The following is a 13,371-nucleotide window of genomic DNA, read 5'->3' on the forward strand; positions in this document are numbered from 1 at the left end:
TGCACCCCATGAACGATTTCAACACCCTCGAACTGATCACCGACAGCCGTGGCTTTGCCACGCTGTGGCTCAGTCGTGAAGCCAAGAACAACGCGTTCAATGCCGAAATGATCCGCGAACTGATCATCGCCCTGGACCGGGTGCAAGCCGACCCGTCCCTGCGATTTCTGATACTGCGCGGGCGCGGCAAGCATTTCAGTGCCGGCGCCGACCTGGCCTGGATGCAGCAGTCGGCCGAGCTGGACTACCACACCAACCTGGACGACGCCCGCGAACTGGCGGAGCTGATGTACAACCTGTCCAAGCTGAAAATCCCCACGCTGGCCGTTGTGCAAGGTGCGGCCTATGGTGGCGCGCTGGGGTTGATCAGTTGCTGCGACATGGCCATCGGCGCCGATGACGCGCAATTCTGCCTGTCGGAAGTGCGCATCGGCCTGGCGCCCGCAGTGATCAGCCCATTTGTGGTGCAGGCCATCGGCCAACGCACGGCCCGCCGCTATGCTCTGACGGCTGAGCGATTTGGCGGCCAGCGTGCGCAGGAGATCGGCTTGCTGGCAGAGAGTTATCCGGCCGAGAGCCTGGATCACCAGGTGGACCAGTGGGTGGCCAACCTGCTGCAAAACAGTCCGGCGGCGATGCGCGCCAGTAAGGATTTACTGCGTGAAGTGGGCAACGGTGCCCTCACCCCGGCGCTGCGACGTTATTGCGAAAACGCCATTGCGCGCATTCGCGTAAGCGCCGAGGGCCAGGAAGGGTTGCGGGCCTTCCTGCAAAAACGTGCGCCGAGCTGGCAAGCCCAGGAGCCGCGCTCATGAGCACACTGACCACCGTACTGGTAGCCAACCGTGGCGAGATTGCCTGCCGTGTCATGCGCACTGCCAAGGCCATGGGGCTGACGACCGTGGCCGTGCACAGCACCATCGACCGTGATGCGCGCCATAGCCGCGAGGCGGATATTCGTGTCGACCTGGGAGGCAGCAAAGCCACCGACAGTTACCTGCAAATCGACAAACTGATTGCCGCCGCCCACGCCAGTGGCGCCCAGGCGATTCACCCCGGCTACGGCTTCCTCTCGGAAAACGCTGGCTTTGCCCGGGCCATCGAGGCGGCAGGCTTGATCTTCCTCGGCCCGCCCGCTGCCGCCATCGACGCCATGGGCAGCAAATCGGCGGCCAAGGCATTGATGGAAACCGCCGGTGTGCCCCTGGTGCCGGGCTATCACGGCGAGGCCCAGGACCTGGAGACCTTCCGCGCCGCCTGTGAGCGTATTGGCTACCCGGTATTGCTCAAGGCTACGGCCGGTGGCGGCGGCAAGGGCATGAAGGTGGTCGAGGATGTCAGCCAATTGGCCGATGCCCTGGCCTCCGCCCAGCGCGAGGCGCTGTCGTCCTTCGGCAATGGGCAGATGCTGGTGGAGAAGTACCTGCTCAAGCCGCGCCATGTCGAGATTCAGGTGTTTGCCGACCAGCATGGCCATTGCCTGTACCTCAATGAGCGCGACTGCTCGATCCAGCGGCGCCATCAAAAGGTGGTCGAGGAAGCGCCGGCGCCGGGGCTCAGTGTTGAGCAACGCAAGGCCATGGGCGAAGCGGCCGTGCGTGCGGCCCAGGCCATCGGCTATGTCGGTGCCGGTACGGTGGAGTTTCTGCTGGATTCCCGTGGCGAGTTTTTCTTTATGGAGATGAACACGCGACTGCAGGTGGAGCATCCGGTCACCGAGGCGATTACCGGTCTGGACCTGGTGGCGTGGCAGATTCGGGTCGCCCAGGGCGAGGCGCTGCCGATCACACAGGAGCAGGTACCCTTGATCGGTCATGCAATTGAAGTGCGGCTGTATGCCGAAGATCCGGCCAATGATTTCCTGCCGGCCACCGGGCACCTGACGCTGTACCGCGAGTCCAGCCCAGGCCCGGGCCGTCGGGTAGACAGTGGTGTCGAGCAAGGGGACAGCGTGTCGCCCTTCTACGACCCGATGCTCGGCAAACTGATTGCCTGGGGCGAAGACCGCGAACAGGCACGCCTGCGACTTTTAAGTATGCTCGATGAGTTCGCGGTGGGTGGGCTCAAGACCAACCTGGGTTTTCTGCGGCGCATCATCGGCCATCCCGCGTTCGCGGCGGCCGAATTGGACACCGGGTTTATCCCGCGTTATCAGGATGAACTGTTACCGGCGCCCGGTGCGTTGAGCGATGCATTCTGGCAGGCAGCAGGTTCGGCATTTATGCAGAGCCTGCCGGTAGGTGATGGGCCTTGGGCCAATAACCAGGGCTTTCGTGCGGGCCTGCCCGCCGAAGTGTCGCTGCATCTGACCTGCAACGGGCAGGATAGGCTGGTGACATTGGCCGGGCACACGTCGCAGTTGTGCGGCGAGCAACTGCTGATCGAACACCAGGGTGTACGCCATGCCCATCTGGCGGTCCGCAACGAAGGCAGCCTGTACCTGCGCTGGAATGGTGAGATGCATGCTGTCACGCTGTTCGACCCGATTGCGGCGGTCGAGGCCGGCCAATCTCATCAGGGCGGTCTCAGCGCACCGATGAACGGCAGCATCGTTCGTGTGCTGGTAGAGGTAGGCCAAACCGTTGAGGCTGGCACACAGCTGGTGGTACTCGAAGCCATGAAGATGGAACACAGCATCCGTGCGCCCCATGCCGGGGTGGTCAAGGCGCTGTTCTGCCAGGAAGGTGAAATGGTTGCCGAAGGCAGCGCGCTGGTGGAGCTTGAAACCACCGCCTAGAACTTCGCGGTGGCTTGCACCACGACGCCAAGGATGCGGCAGTCGTCGGTGAGCAGCGCCTTGGGGTACGTCGGATTGAGCGGCACCAGATAGCGCTGGCCGCTCTCTTCCTGCAGTTGGCGAAAAGTGGCCTGGGAACTGCCAGACCATTGGGCGACCACCAGTTTGCCGGGTACAGGATCGATGGCCGGATCCACCAGGATCATCGCCCCGGCACCGATGCTCATGCCCGTGGGCGCGGTCATGGCGTCGCCCGTTACAGGCAGCCAGAACGCCTCGCCACGCGCGTGGTAATCGGTCAATTCGTAGCGGCCAGGCCCATAGGGTGCACGCTCTTCGCGCAGCTCGCACGCCTGCTGCCAGTCGCTGACCGGATAGCGAAAATACGGGTTGTAGTGCTGTTGCAACGCACGCTCTTGCGCGGCCCGTTCGCGAATCTCCAGCGCCACCTCCAGGTAGCCCAGCCCGAGCTCGGCCAGCACCCGGTTCATGTCCGCAAGGCTCGGCACCCGGCGCTTGTTGAGCCAATGGCCGACGCCGCCCTGGGACATGCCCAGGCGCTCTGCCAGTTGCTCCTGCGTGACCTTGCGGTCTTTCATGTTGGCTTTGACCAACGCTATCCAGTTATCCATGGCGCCTGACAATACGGTGCGTATTTTTCGGGGCAATAAACAGTTTGTAGTAATCCATAAAACGACATAAATACGATACGTACTATCATCAAGCCTAAGGATTTCAACACCCACCGGAGTACTGCCGCTTATGACGAATAGCCCGCTTTCACTGCCCGAAATACCGGAACAGGTTGAATTACAGAACATGTGCCACAGCGGCGCGGCCCAGCGCGCGCTGGACTATTACTTGAAAGAAGATATGTCGGCACCAGCCGTGGAAGGCGCCCTGTTCGCGATCAAGCCGGGTGTCAGCCAGGAGGAGGCCCTGGTTCACGCGTCTGACCTGCTGCGCAGTGCTGCGGCAACCGCCTACGAATCAGCGTGCAGCCATCAAGGCAATCAGCGCGACCTGGCGTTTTCCGTGGTGTATTTGATCGATATGGCGAAGGCGATGGTAGAGCGCTCGTTGCAAGCGCCGGGGGCCCAGGCAAATGCGTAACAGACTCGAAAGAAAAATATTTCTATCCAAGGGATAAAAACATTTGACTTGCAAATGATAATGATTATTATTGGACCCAGCTGATCGCGAGATCAGTCGATAGACCAAGGGACCTTAGGTCGGACTCTTGGAATATCTCCTCATCAGGCTAATCACGGTTTTTGACCCGGCTCTTTGGCCGGGTCTTTTTTTTGCCAGTTTCCCTGGCATGGCTTCAGGCTAATGAAGACTGTGTGTTGCTCGATGGCGCGCATGGTAGCAAAAGACCATCGCCGAAAGAAAGCCACACGACAGCTCTAGTACGGATCTTTGCGAAATAGCGCTTGAGAATCAATCTCATAGCCCCTAAGCTGCCGCAGCGTCAGGGATGACGCCCCCTCCCCGTGCAACAATTTTGCATCCAGGTTTTACTTGACCTCTGTGTAATATAGCCGCCACATCACTCATATTCAGGCAACCAGACTATGACCGTGGCCTTGACCTCCATCAAGATCAGCACCGACTTCGACAGCGGCAATATCCAGGTCCTGGATGCCAGCGATGCCTATCAGTTGTTACTGGCAATCAAACCCGACACCCGCAGCAAACATTTTCAATGGTTCCACTTCAAGGCCGAAGGCATGCATGTGGGGCACACCCACACTTTTCGATTGAGCAACGCCGGTGGCTCATCCTATAAACACGCCTGGAGCGGCTACAATGCCGTGGCATCCTATGACCATATCAACTGGTTCCGGGTGCCAACGCGCTTTGATGGCGAGATCCTGCATATCACGCTCCAGACCCGCGAAAAGCACGTATGGTTCGCCTACTTCGAACCCTACAGCCGTGAACGTCACGACTGGCTGATCGAACAAGCCCTGAAGTACGCCGGCGTCAAGCTGCTGGCCACCGGCAAGAGCGTCGAAGGCCGCGATATACAACTGTTGCGCCGTGGCAAAGGGGCTGAAGGTCGCCGTAAGGTGTGGATCATTGCCCAACAGCACCCCGGCGAACACATGGCCGAATGGTTTATGGAGGGCGTGATTGAACGCCTGCAAAAGGACGGTGACGCGGAGTTGAAAAAACTCTTGAAAGTGGCCGACCTGTACTTGGTGCCCAACATGAACCCCGACGGCGCTTTTCACGGTCACCTGCGTACCAACGCCATGGGCCAGGATCTCAACCGCGCCTGGCAGAGCGCCAATCAGGAAACCAGCCCGGAAGTACTATTTGTGCAGCAGCAAATGGAAAAGTACGGCGTGGACCTGTTCCTCGATATCCATGGCGACGAAGAAATCCCCTACATATTCACCGCCGGCTGCGAAGGCAATCCAGGCTACACCCCACGCATCGAAGCCCTGGAAAAACACTTTCGCAACCACCTGAGCCATCTGACCCGGGACTTCCAAACCACCTACGGCTACACCCGCGACCTGCCGGGCGAAGCCAACATGACCCTGGCCTGCAACGCAGTTGGTGAGAAGTACGACTGCCTGTCCCTGACCCTGGAGATGCCCTTCAAGGACAACGACGATGCGCCCAACCCGCGTACCGGCTGGTCGGGCGATCGATCGAAACAGCTGGGCAAGGACGTATTGAGCAGCGTCGCCGATATCGTCGGGCTTTTGCGTTAACCCTTGTGGCAAGCTTTTTGTGGCGAGCGAGCTTGCTCGCCACAGAAGCGATCAATCCCGGGTGCCGGTCATGCTCTGCAATACCCCATCGCGGCGGATCAACCCGTGGAACAGCGCCGCCGCCAAGTGCACCAGCACTGTCAGGAACAACAGGTAGGCAAGGTAGCCGTGAGCCTTGCGCAACAGCGCAAACAACGGCGCATTCGCCCCTACCAGCGCTGGCAGTTGCACAGAACTGCTGAGCATCACCGGGTCACCGGCGGCCGAAATCATCGCCCAGCCCAGCAGCGGCAACACCAGCATCAACGCATACAGCAGCACATGGGAAGCCTTGGCCGCCAGCACTTGCCACATCGGCAAATCGGCTGGCAACGGCGGTTGCCGGGTGGTAAAGCGCACGACCAAACGCACGAGCACCAGGGCCAGGATCGCAATACCCAGCGGTTTGTGCAGGTGGATCAGCCATTCATGGCGTTCCGACACCGACGCCGCCAATCCCGCACCAATAAACAGCATGGCAATGATCATCAGCGCCATCAGCCAGTGCAACAGACGCGCCAGCGGTGCAAAAAAACGCGGTTGAGCATTCATGGCTTCGACTCCTGAGGGGTGCTGTGCAACGGGCTGACTTCACCCGCACGGCGCAGATACGAACTGGCATACGCGGCGGAGCGTGCGGCCAGCAGCGGGTCGTTGGAGGCCTCGATACCGCTGGGCAAAATCAGCGGGTCAAAGTTGATATCACGGCAATCACCGTCTGCCTGCGGCTGGCTGCTTTGCAGTACCAGAGTGCCGGCGTTGAGCTGCGTATGCGGGCCGGTCCAGGTCTTGCTCGCGTCATCCAAGGGGTCGCCGGGGTTGGCCAGGGTCATGTTCAACTGCCAACGCAAAGGCCCGGCGGCCAGGCGCTGCACCAAATCCTGTTCCAGGAAGTCACTGCCCGACGGCGCAGCATCACCCGCCGCGTCCTGGCTTTGCGGCACCACGCTCCACCGCACGGCCTGACGCTTGCCACCTTCGCCCACCAGGTAAAACGCATTGATGCCGTTGTAGGTTTGCGTCGCATAACTGGCCGATGGCTTGGCAGTCTTGACCCAGGCCAGGAACGGCGCCGTCTCCGGGTGTGTGGCAAAAAACGCCGGCATGTTCGCAGGGTTCGGCTTGCCAGTGGCCGGGTCTGGCGCACCCGCCTTGAGCAGCTGGTAGAACGCCTCGGGCGTGCCCACCGGAAACACCGGCATACTGTTCATTCCCGTTCGCCACTGCTGGCCGTTTGCCTGGCTGAATTGCACGGCAAAACTGCGAATCGGCACACTGCTGTCCGGTGCATAGGGATTGCCGCTGGGCAAGGCAAACCGGCCAATCACCGGGGTCTTGGCCGCGCTGAACACCTGGGCGCTGGAGTAGGCACGCGCCTCTGTGCTCGCCTCGAAGTAACCCGCCACACACACACCTTTGGCATGATTGCGGCGAAAGCCCGGGTGTACGCCGTTATTGGTTTCCAAGGCATTGACCAAGGTCTTTGGCCGCAGACGTTGTGGGTCGAGGGTGCCGTTGACGTAGGCAAATGCAACCACCAACACTGCCACCACGCCCCCTATACACGCCAGCCTGACGAGCAGACTTGTAGTACCAAGAGGCGGACGCGGCGGTAAAGAGTGATCAACCATAGAAGCTCCAGGGCCCGAGGCCGCAGGGGGGAAAGTGTTATGAGACGAATCCCACGTAGGCTTATTCCCCCTTCACTGTAGTTTCTTTGTAGTCAACGCGCGGCCAGATCGAGTGCCGGCTAGGGCTGATTAAACAAGGCCTGCCGCTTGTGAAGAAATGCCTGCATTCCTTCTTGCTGATCAGGCGTGGCGAACAGGCCATGAAACAACCTACGCTCCTGACGCACACCTTCGTGCAAGCCGAGCTCCAGAGAATGCTCCACCGCCTGCCGCGCTGCACGGGTGGCCGTTCGCGAGAAGGAGGCAATTTGTGCAGCCACCGCCATCACCTCGTCCAGCAAGTTCGCAGCCGGGTAAACCCGCGACACCAACCCCGCCTGCTCTGCTTCCGTGGCGGTCATTGACCGGCCAGTCAACACCAGGTCCATGGTCTTGGCCTTGCCGATCAGCCCGGTCAACCGCTGGGTCGCGCCCATGCCCGGGATGACGCCTAGCTTAATTTCCGGCTGTGCAAAGGTGGCGGTGTCAGCAGCGAAAATCATGTCGCACATCATCGCCAGCTCACAGCCTCCGCCATACGCATAGCCCGCCACTGCGGCAATCGTCGGGGTGCGCAAACGGGTGAAGCCCTCCCAACCGACGAAGTAGTCTTCGTTGAGTACGTCCAGATAGGACTTGCCGCTCATCTCTTTGATATCGGCCCCTGCCGCGAAGAACTCTGCGGTGCCGGTAATGACAAAACACCCAATCCGAGGGTCTCGATCCATTGCTTCCAGATGACTGATCAACTCAGTCATCAGCGCCGAACTCAGCGCATTCTTGACTTCAGGACGGTTGAGCTTGACCAGGACCACTCGATCATGACGTTCCACAAACACGTTCATAGGCATCTCCACTGATTGATGTCGTTCACACTTGGGTCTGTCTCAGGAATCCCAGATCGCGCCATGGGCGGGTATTCCCCGAGCTTCCAACTCTTGCACCAGACGCTGGGTCACCGTTTGGTTGGCAATACAGATCACGGCTTCTGCACCAAAGGCTTGCACTGCGCCATAAGCCAACTGAACCAGATCTGGCTTGCCGCGCTCATCGGTGTCCCAGATCAATGCGCAAGGCTGGGCGCGCAGAATTTCCTCCACCAGTTCATCGCCATAGGTCTTCCTCGGGCTACGGGCACACCAGATCAACTGAATCGGTACCTGAGCCGCCAGCAGATGCGGCATGACAGGCCCGATGCCGCTGCCAGTGGCGATGTACACCACCGACTTGAACAGGGTTTCTACATTGGCAACACCCGCTGTGGTGATGCCCTTAACCCACACATAGCGCGGCAAGTCCTCGATAAATCGCCCGGTCCAATCCCCTGCGCGGGAAATTATCAGGCGGAAACCCGCCTCGTGTGGCGTGGGAATATTGGCAAAGGAATGCCACTCCAGCAGTGGGTTGCGGCTGATCGCGGTGGATGAACCGGCGAACGGTGTGGTGTGGCTCAAACGCGTAATCACCGCATGCCCGGAAGGCCGTGCGTGTACAACAGCCACCTTGCGCAGCCGCAGCCAGGGCAGCAGGACGCTCAGGGTCAGCACTGCCAGCATCCAAAACGTAACGCTGTGCAGCAGGCTCGACGTGGTCAGTAACGTTTGCCACCAGAACAACAGCAACGCACTCCAACCGCCAAACCGATGAACGCGTTCAAACCCATTGTGGAACCGGCCTCGAATACGTGGTTGAGCCATGACCACCATGAGCAGCAATAAGCTGAGCAGCATAACGCTGACCCCTAACTCGGCCACCGAAACACTGTCAGGTTGTTGCAGGTAACGCGTAACCTGCACGCCAACCAGGGCGGCAAACCACCCAGTGGCCGCAAAGGCTGCGCCACTGTGCAGCCCACCGAAGTGGTACACCTTGGCCGCGCTACGCCGCACCTGTAAGGGCCATGTAGGTGGTACTCGCGTTGCCAGCCAGAACAGCCCATTGATCACGTATTGCTGGCGAACGAGAATGGCAACCGACAGGTTGATCAGTACCATGTCCGACAGCGTCTGAACCGTGATGGCGTGCAGGTCCACAGCCAAAAGCAAAAACACCAGGTTGCCCATCAGCGCGGTGGCTGCCAGGCGGTTGTAACAGGAAAACATCGGCAGTGACGTCCAGCGACGCCAAAGCGCAGGCTTGGGCGGTACAACGGTACGGATCAGCGTATCAATCATGGCCGGGCTCCCCGGTCGCGAGCGCCTGCACCGCCAACTGGTTCTCCCGGGCCGTTTGCAGTAACAATGCCTTATCGATCTTGCCCCTCGCGGTCAGTGGAAAATGCTCCACTGCGTAGATGGACTGAGGCACGCAGTAATAGGCCAAACGCTGTTGGCACGCGGTTTGGCAAGCTTCGATGTCAGTGCTGGCAGGCGAAACAAAGGCCACCAACGTGCGGCTGTCCAGCTTCAAAGTGACGGCGCGCATGCATCCAGCGCCGGCCTCCAGAGCCGCCGACACCGCATCCAGTTCCACGCGAAAGCCACGGACTTTCACTTGGTCATCCACGCGCCCTAAGTGTTCGAGCTGGCCGTCTCCCACCCAGCGCCCCAAATCTCGTGTGCGGAACATCATGGCGTCGCCACCGAGAAAGGGATCCGGACGGTATCGCTGCTGGGTCAATGCCGTATTGTTCAGATAGCCTGCTGTCACACCCGCACCACCGGCCCACATCTCTCCCGTTTCACCCAAGGCACAGGCACGCCCCTGCTCATCGAGCACATAGACAGTGTTATTGGGGGTTGGCCGGCCAATAGTCAGTAGCGTGCCTGGTACATGCCGATGCAGCGTGTTGACGATGGTCGTCTCGGTAGGACCGCAGCCGTTGTAGAACGTACAGTGCTCGGCCCACCGATCCGCCAGGGCCTGGGAGCAGGCTTCTCCAGCCACTGCAACGACGTTGAGGTGGGGACACTGTCGAGGCTCAAGGGTGGCCAGTATCGAAGGCGTTGCGATCAACACATTGCACTGGGCGGCCGTCTGCGCGATGTCTTTGCCGCGAATCAGCAAGGTCGCACCATGAGCCAGGCAACCGAGTATTTCCCAAGCCGCCATGTCAAAGCCGATATTGAGAATCTGCCCTACGGTACGACCCGGTGCCATACCCATCCGCCCAGGTTCAGTGAGCAGAATGTTGCATACGTTACGGTGGCTGACACACACGCCGTTAGGGCGCCCTGTGGTTCCAGACGTAAACAGTACAAAGCACAGATCATCCGGGCCAGCACCGACACGTACGCAATCATTGTCTTCAGCCAGCCATGGCGTTTGAGCAATGAACGTATCCAAATTGAGGCAGCGATGGGACGCGTCTGCCGGAATGCGCTCCACCAGGCTCGATAAGGTCAGAATCACCGGGCTGGTCAATGATTCGAGGACCATGCCCAATTGCAGGGTGGGTACGATTCTGGCGTCCTGAGGGACATACGCGGCGCCAATCTTCAACACCGCCAGGAGCCCGACCAGCATGGGAATCGAGCGCTCGACGAACAATCCCACCGTGTCCCCACGCTTAACACCCAGCCCAAGCAGATGCTCAGCCAATCGATTGGCTTGTCGGTTGAGTTGTTCATAGCTGATACGTTGGCCCGCGCATACCGCAGCGGTCGCTTGGGGTGCCAGCCTCGCTTGCGCTTCGAAGGCGTGGTGCACGTTGGCGTAGGTGGCTCGGGTTGAGAGGCCACAACCCCATTGCTCAAATAAAACCCGCTGCGCGGCAGGCAAATGAGCCAGCGAGATGCAGGAAAAAAACTGTTTATCACTCGGCAAACACGTCATAAGCACCCTCTCACTATTCAACTGCCGGCTGAATGCCGACAGATACAAGGGTGGATAGAGGGCTGCGCACGAGATTACAGACTCTCAAGGTATACAGACGCTTCCCACGTATTAGCCGGGAAGTTTCTTTGCGCAAAGCGTGGAATAACCTACAGGGACCAACGTCTACTTCAACACAAGTGAGTAGACTCATCCCCATGCATGAACTCGACGAACAGTTACGCGAACTCATCCCCAGGTTGCGGCGTTTTGCTGTGTCGCTGACGCGCAACAGCAGCAGCGCCGATGACCTGGTGCAGGCGACCCTGGAGCGGGCGATCATCGCCTGGGCCGATAAGCGTATCGAAGGCGACCTGCGCGCCTGGCTGTTCGCGATCCTTTATCGACAGTTCCTCGACGCCCACCGCCGCAGCCGACGCTATGCACGTATGCTCGAATTCTTCACCGGGCGCGATGATGCGCAACCTTCGGTGGAGCGCACAGTGATGGCCCAATCCACCCTGCAAGCCTTCGACCAACTCAGCACCGAACAACGCGCCCTTTTGCTGTGGGTGTCCGTGGAGGGTTTGAGCTACAAGGAAGTCGCCGAGATCCTTCAGGTACCCATCGGCACCGTGATGTCGCGCCTGTCCCGTGCGCGCCAAGCGTTGCGTCAGCTCAGCGATGGCGAAATTGCCGGCCCTGCCCTGCGGAGACTCAAATGATCAACCTGCCCCCCAGCGAACGCGATTTGCATGCCTACATCGATCACCAACTGCCGGACAGTGACCGCCGCGTGCTTGAAACCTGGCTGGCCAACCACCCCGAAGCGGCCGCCCAGGTACACGCCTGGCAACAGGACGCGCAATTATTGCGGGCATCCTTGAGCGGCACCCTGCAGCAGCCGAGTAATCCGGCACTGGACCCGGCGTTGATCCGTCAGCGTATCAAGCGTCAGTCCCGCCGCCACCTCGCCAGCGCGGCGGTGTTGCTGATTGCCGTGAGCCTTGGCGGGCTTGGCGGCTGGCACGCCCGCGAAGCCACCCAACCACAGCCGCTGCCGATGACCGATGCCATGCAGGCTTACCGTCTGTTTGCCCAGGACGGCGTCATGCCCGCCGACTACAACGACGACGGCAGCGGCACTATGCAAGCCTGGCTCGACCGCTTTTTCAATCAAGCCCATCGCCTGCCCGACCTGAGCCAGGCAGGCTTCAAGCCGGTCAGCGGGCGCCTGCTCACTACCGATCAGGGGGCAGCCGCCATGGTGCTGTACCAAGACCCCCAAGGCCGACGCATCAGCTTTTATATCCGCCCGCCGGGACCGAACAACGGCTTCCTGCCCCGTGGCAGCCGCAGCGCCGACGGTTTGCAGGCCGAGTACTGGTCGGGCGGCGGCTACAACTACGCAATGGTCAGCCCGGCAGACCAGCCCGCCCCGGCGCTGATGAAGTTCTAGAAACCCACGTCCAGCACCACGTTGTCCAGGTAGGTGCCGCCGGGGGGTGTGGGCTGGTCGGTGTAGATGCGTGCGTTGTAGTTAAATACCTGGCTGCCGATGCCCAACCCATTGCCAGGGTTGACCTCTGCTGTGGAACTGGCCCGCCGCGCCGCGCCGACGCTGCCCCAGCGCGTGGTGCCGGCGCTTTTGAAGAGGTCATAGGCCAGGTAGTTGCTGCCGGAAACCATGCGTCGGCGCCCGCCGACACTGATCGGGTTCTGGCCATCGCTCAAGCCCACGGTGTAGGCACTGCCCTTGGTGCAGGCGATATTGATGGTCTGGCCGGTCACTGCGGTAAACCCACTGACCACCGGCGCGCTGCCAAAGCTGATATTCGGCGCGGTGATCTGGCAGTCATTGGTCACGGTCATGCTGACGGTCAGGCTTGCCGTGCCGCTGCCCGTGTCACGCCCCAGGCAAATGCCGCCAATGCCGATCCCCGAGCAATAATTCCACACCCAGGCGATGTTCAATGTCTCGGTGTACAGCCCCGCTGCGATATTGCTGCCGGTAATGCTGCTCAGGTACAACGGCACGGTTTTCGCCCCGGGCCCGGCGATCAGGCCAATGCTCTGGGCAATGCCGCCCGCGCCCCCAAAATCGAATTGGGTGCCGCGGGTGATGGGATAACTGGTGCTGTTGTTGCCATAAATCGTGTAGCCAATCACATCACCGGTCGGCCCGACCATGCCAGCGGTGGACGAGGTGATCGTAGCGTAGAAGTGGTCGGTGGACACCAGCAGCGAAATCAACGCCTGGGTGCAACTCAATCCGGAGTTGGTGGTAGAGCTGGTTTGCGCGGCAGTGCGGACCGTCATCGAGCTGATCGAACCGAAACTGGCCGGCACCGTGGAAACCACCGAACACACCGCCATAACCTGCCCGGAAAACAACAGCCCTGCCGCATACATCCATGCCTTGCCCCTCACCCGCAGTCTCCTT

General features: G+C 60.4%; 13 protein-coding genes. 6 read left to right on the forward strand and 7 right to left on the reverse strand.

All coding sequences use genetic code 11. From position 1 onward, the window contains the following. Positions 1-8: 8 nt before the first annotated feature. Positions 9-815, forward strand: a complete 807-nt coding sequence (locus tag PSEBG33_RS10755) for a gamma-carboxygeranoyl-CoA hydratase (RefSeq protein ID WP_005789216.1) — start codon at positions 9-11, stop codon at positions 813-815. Then, positions 812-2,737 (forward strand): acetyl/propionyl/methylcrotonyl-CoA carboxylase subunit alpha, encoded by a 1,926-nt coding sequence (locus PSEBG33_RS10750; RefSeq protein WP_005789218.1) that lies wholly within the window; start codon positions 812-814, stop codon positions 2,735-2,737. The genes PSEBG33_RS10755 and PSEBG33_RS10750 overlap by 4 nt, the downstream gene beginning before the upstream one ends. Here the strand turns inward: PSEBG33_RS10750 and PSEBG33_RS10745 are convergent. After that, complete coding sequence (locus PSEBG33_RS10745) at positions 2,734-3,369, reverse strand: LexA family protein (RefSeq protein WP_005789220.1); 636 nt, start codon at positions 3,367-3,369, stop codon at positions 2,734-2,736. The genes PSEBG33_RS10750 and PSEBG33_RS10745 overlap by 4 nt on opposite strands. Before the next feature lie 130 nt (positions 3,370-3,499). On the opposite strand from PSEBG33_RS10745, the gene PSEBG33_RS10740 reads away from it, so the two are divergent. Together PSEBG33_RS10740 and PSEBG33_RS10735 are read left to right on the forward strand one after the other, a co-directional pair. Then, positions 3,500-3,850 (forward strand): DUF6124 family protein, encoded by a 351-nt coding sequence (locus PSEBG33_RS10740; RefSeq protein WP_177464476.1) that lies wholly within the window; start codon positions 3,500-3,502, stop codon positions 3,848-3,850. Between the two features lie 464 nt (positions 3,851-4,314). Then, on the forward strand, positions 4,315-5,466 hold the full coding sequence (locus PSEBG33_RS10735) for a M14 family metallopeptidase (RefSeq protein ID WP_005789223.1): 1,152 nt from the start codon (positions 4,315-4,317) through the stop codon (positions 5,464-5,466). Positions 5,467-5,517: 51 nt separating this feature from the next. Here PSEBG33_RS10735 and PSEBG33_RS10730 read toward each other — a convergent pair whose 3' ends face one another. From PSEBG33_RS10730 to PSEBG33_RS10710, 5 genes are all read right to left on the reverse strand, one after another. Next, entirely contained in the window at positions 5,518-6,057 is a 540-nt protein-coding gene (locus PSEBG33_RS10730; protein ID WP_005789225.1) for a cytochrome b, read from the reverse strand. Then, positions 6,054-7,136: a catalase family peroxidase gene (locus PSEBG33_RS10725; protein ID WP_005789227.1), complete on the reverse strand. Its 1,083-nt coding sequence runs from the start codon at positions 7,134-7,136 to the stop codon at positions 6,054-6,056. The genes PSEBG33_RS10730 and PSEBG33_RS10725 overlap by 4 nt, the downstream gene beginning before the upstream one ends. Positions 7,137-7,255: 119 nt before the next feature. Beyond that, entirely contained in the window at positions 7,256-8,020 is a 765-nt protein-coding gene (locus PSEBG33_RS10720) for an enoyl-CoA hydratase-related protein (RefSeq protein ID WP_005789228.1), read from the reverse strand. A gap of 42 nt (positions 8,021-8,062) precedes the next feature. Next, a complete protein-coding gene (locus PSEBG33_RS10715) occupies positions 8,063-9,349 on the reverse strand; it encodes a hypothetical protein (RefSeq protein WP_005789229.1) in 1,287 nt (428 codons plus the stop codon). Continuing rightward, a complete protein-coding gene (locus PSEBG33_RS10710; protein ID WP_005789230.1) occupies positions 9,342-10,949 on the reverse strand; it encodes an amino acid adenylation domain-containing protein in 1,608 nt (535 codons plus the stop codon). Before PSEBG33_RS10710 ends, PSEBG33_RS10715 begins: the two co-directional genes overlap by 8 nt. 197 nt (positions 10,950-11,146) lie before the next feature. On the opposite strand from PSEBG33_RS10710, the gene PSEBG33_RS10705 reads away from it, so the two are divergent. Both PSEBG33_RS10705 and PSEBG33_RS10700 read left to right on the forward strand, forming a co-directional pair. Continuing rightward, complete coding sequence (locus PSEBG33_RS10705) at positions 11,147-11,653, forward strand: sigma-70 family RNA polymerase sigma factor (protein ID WP_005789231.1); 507 nt, start codon at positions 11,147-11,149, stop codon at positions 11,651-11,653. Continuing rightward, positions 11,650-12,387 (forward strand): anti-sigma factor family protein, encoded by a 738-nt coding sequence (locus tag PSEBG33_RS10700; RefSeq protein ID WP_005789233.1) that lies wholly within the window; start codon positions 11,650-11,652, stop codon positions 12,385-12,387. Before PSEBG33_RS10705 ends, PSEBG33_RS10700 begins: the two co-directional genes overlap by 4 nt. On the opposite strand, the gene PSEBG33_RS10695 is transcribed toward PSEBG33_RS10700, so the two are convergent. Next, positions 12,384-13,340 (reverse strand): spore coat U domain-containing protein, encoded by a 957-nt coding sequence (locus PSEBG33_RS10695; protein WP_194440690.1) that lies wholly within the window; start codon positions 13,338-13,340, stop codon positions 12,384-12,386. The two genes, PSEBG33_RS10700 and PSEBG33_RS10695, sit on opposite strands and share 4 nt — an antisense overlap. Positions 13,341-13,371: the final 31 nt, after the last annotated feature.

Origin of the sequence: Pseudomonas synxantha BG33R (assembly GCF_000263715.2) — a bacterium.
Classification (GTDB): domain Bacteria; phylum Pseudomonadota; class Gammaproteobacteria; order Pseudomonadales; family Pseudomonadaceae; genus Aquipseudomonas; species Aquipseudomonas synxantha_A.

Coding starts and splice junctions, on each gene's coding strand:
- PSEBG33_RS10755 (WP_005789216.1), top strand. CDS start 9: ATGAACGATTTCAACACCCTCGAACTGATCACCGACAGCCGTGGCTTT.
- PSEBG33_RS10750 (WP_005789218.1), top strand. CDS start 812: ATGAGCACACTGACCACCGTACTGGTAGCCAACCGTGGCGAGATTGCC.
- PSEBG33_RS10745 (WP_005789220.1), bottom strand. CDS start 3,369: ATGGATAACTGGATAGCGTTGGTCAAAGCCAACATGAAAGACCGCAAG.
- PSEBG33_RS10740 (WP_177464476.1), top strand. CDS start 3,500: ATGACGAATAGCCCGCTTTCACTGCCCGAAATACCGGAACAGGTTGAA.
- PSEBG33_RS10735 (WP_005789223.1), top strand. CDS start 4,315: ATGACCGTGGCCTTGACCTCCATCAAGATCAGCACCGACTTCGACAGC.
- PSEBG33_RS10730 (WP_005789225.1), bottom strand. CDS start 6,057: ATGAATGCTCAACCGCGTTTTTTTGCACCGCTGGCGCGTCTGTTGCAC.
- PSEBG33_RS10725 (WP_005789227.1), bottom strand. CDS start 7,136: ATGGTTGATCACTCTTTACCGCCGCGTCCGCCTCTTGGTACTACAAGT.
- PSEBG33_RS10720 (WP_005789228.1), bottom strand. CDS start 8,020: ATGAACGTGTTTGTGGAACGTCATGATCGAGTGGTCCTGGTCAAGCTC.
- PSEBG33_RS10715 (WP_005789229.1), bottom strand. CDS start 9,349: ATGATTGATACGCTGATCCGTACCGTTGTACCGCCCAAGCCTGCGCTT.
- PSEBG33_RS10710 (WP_005789230.1), bottom strand. CDS start 10,949: ATGACGTGTTTGCCGAGTGATAAACAGTTTTTTTCCTGCATCTCGCTG.
- PSEBG33_RS10705 (WP_005789231.1), top strand. CDS start 11,147: ATGCATGAACTCGACGAACAGTTACGCGAACTCATCCCCAGGTTGCGG.
- PSEBG33_RS10700 (WP_005789233.1), top strand. CDS start 11,650: ATGATCAACCTGCCCCCCAGCGAACGCGATTTGCATGCCTACATCGAT.
- PSEBG33_RS10695 (WP_194440690.1), bottom strand. CDS start 13,340: ATGTATGCGGCAGGGCTGTTGTTTTCCGGGCAGGTTATGGCGGTGTGT.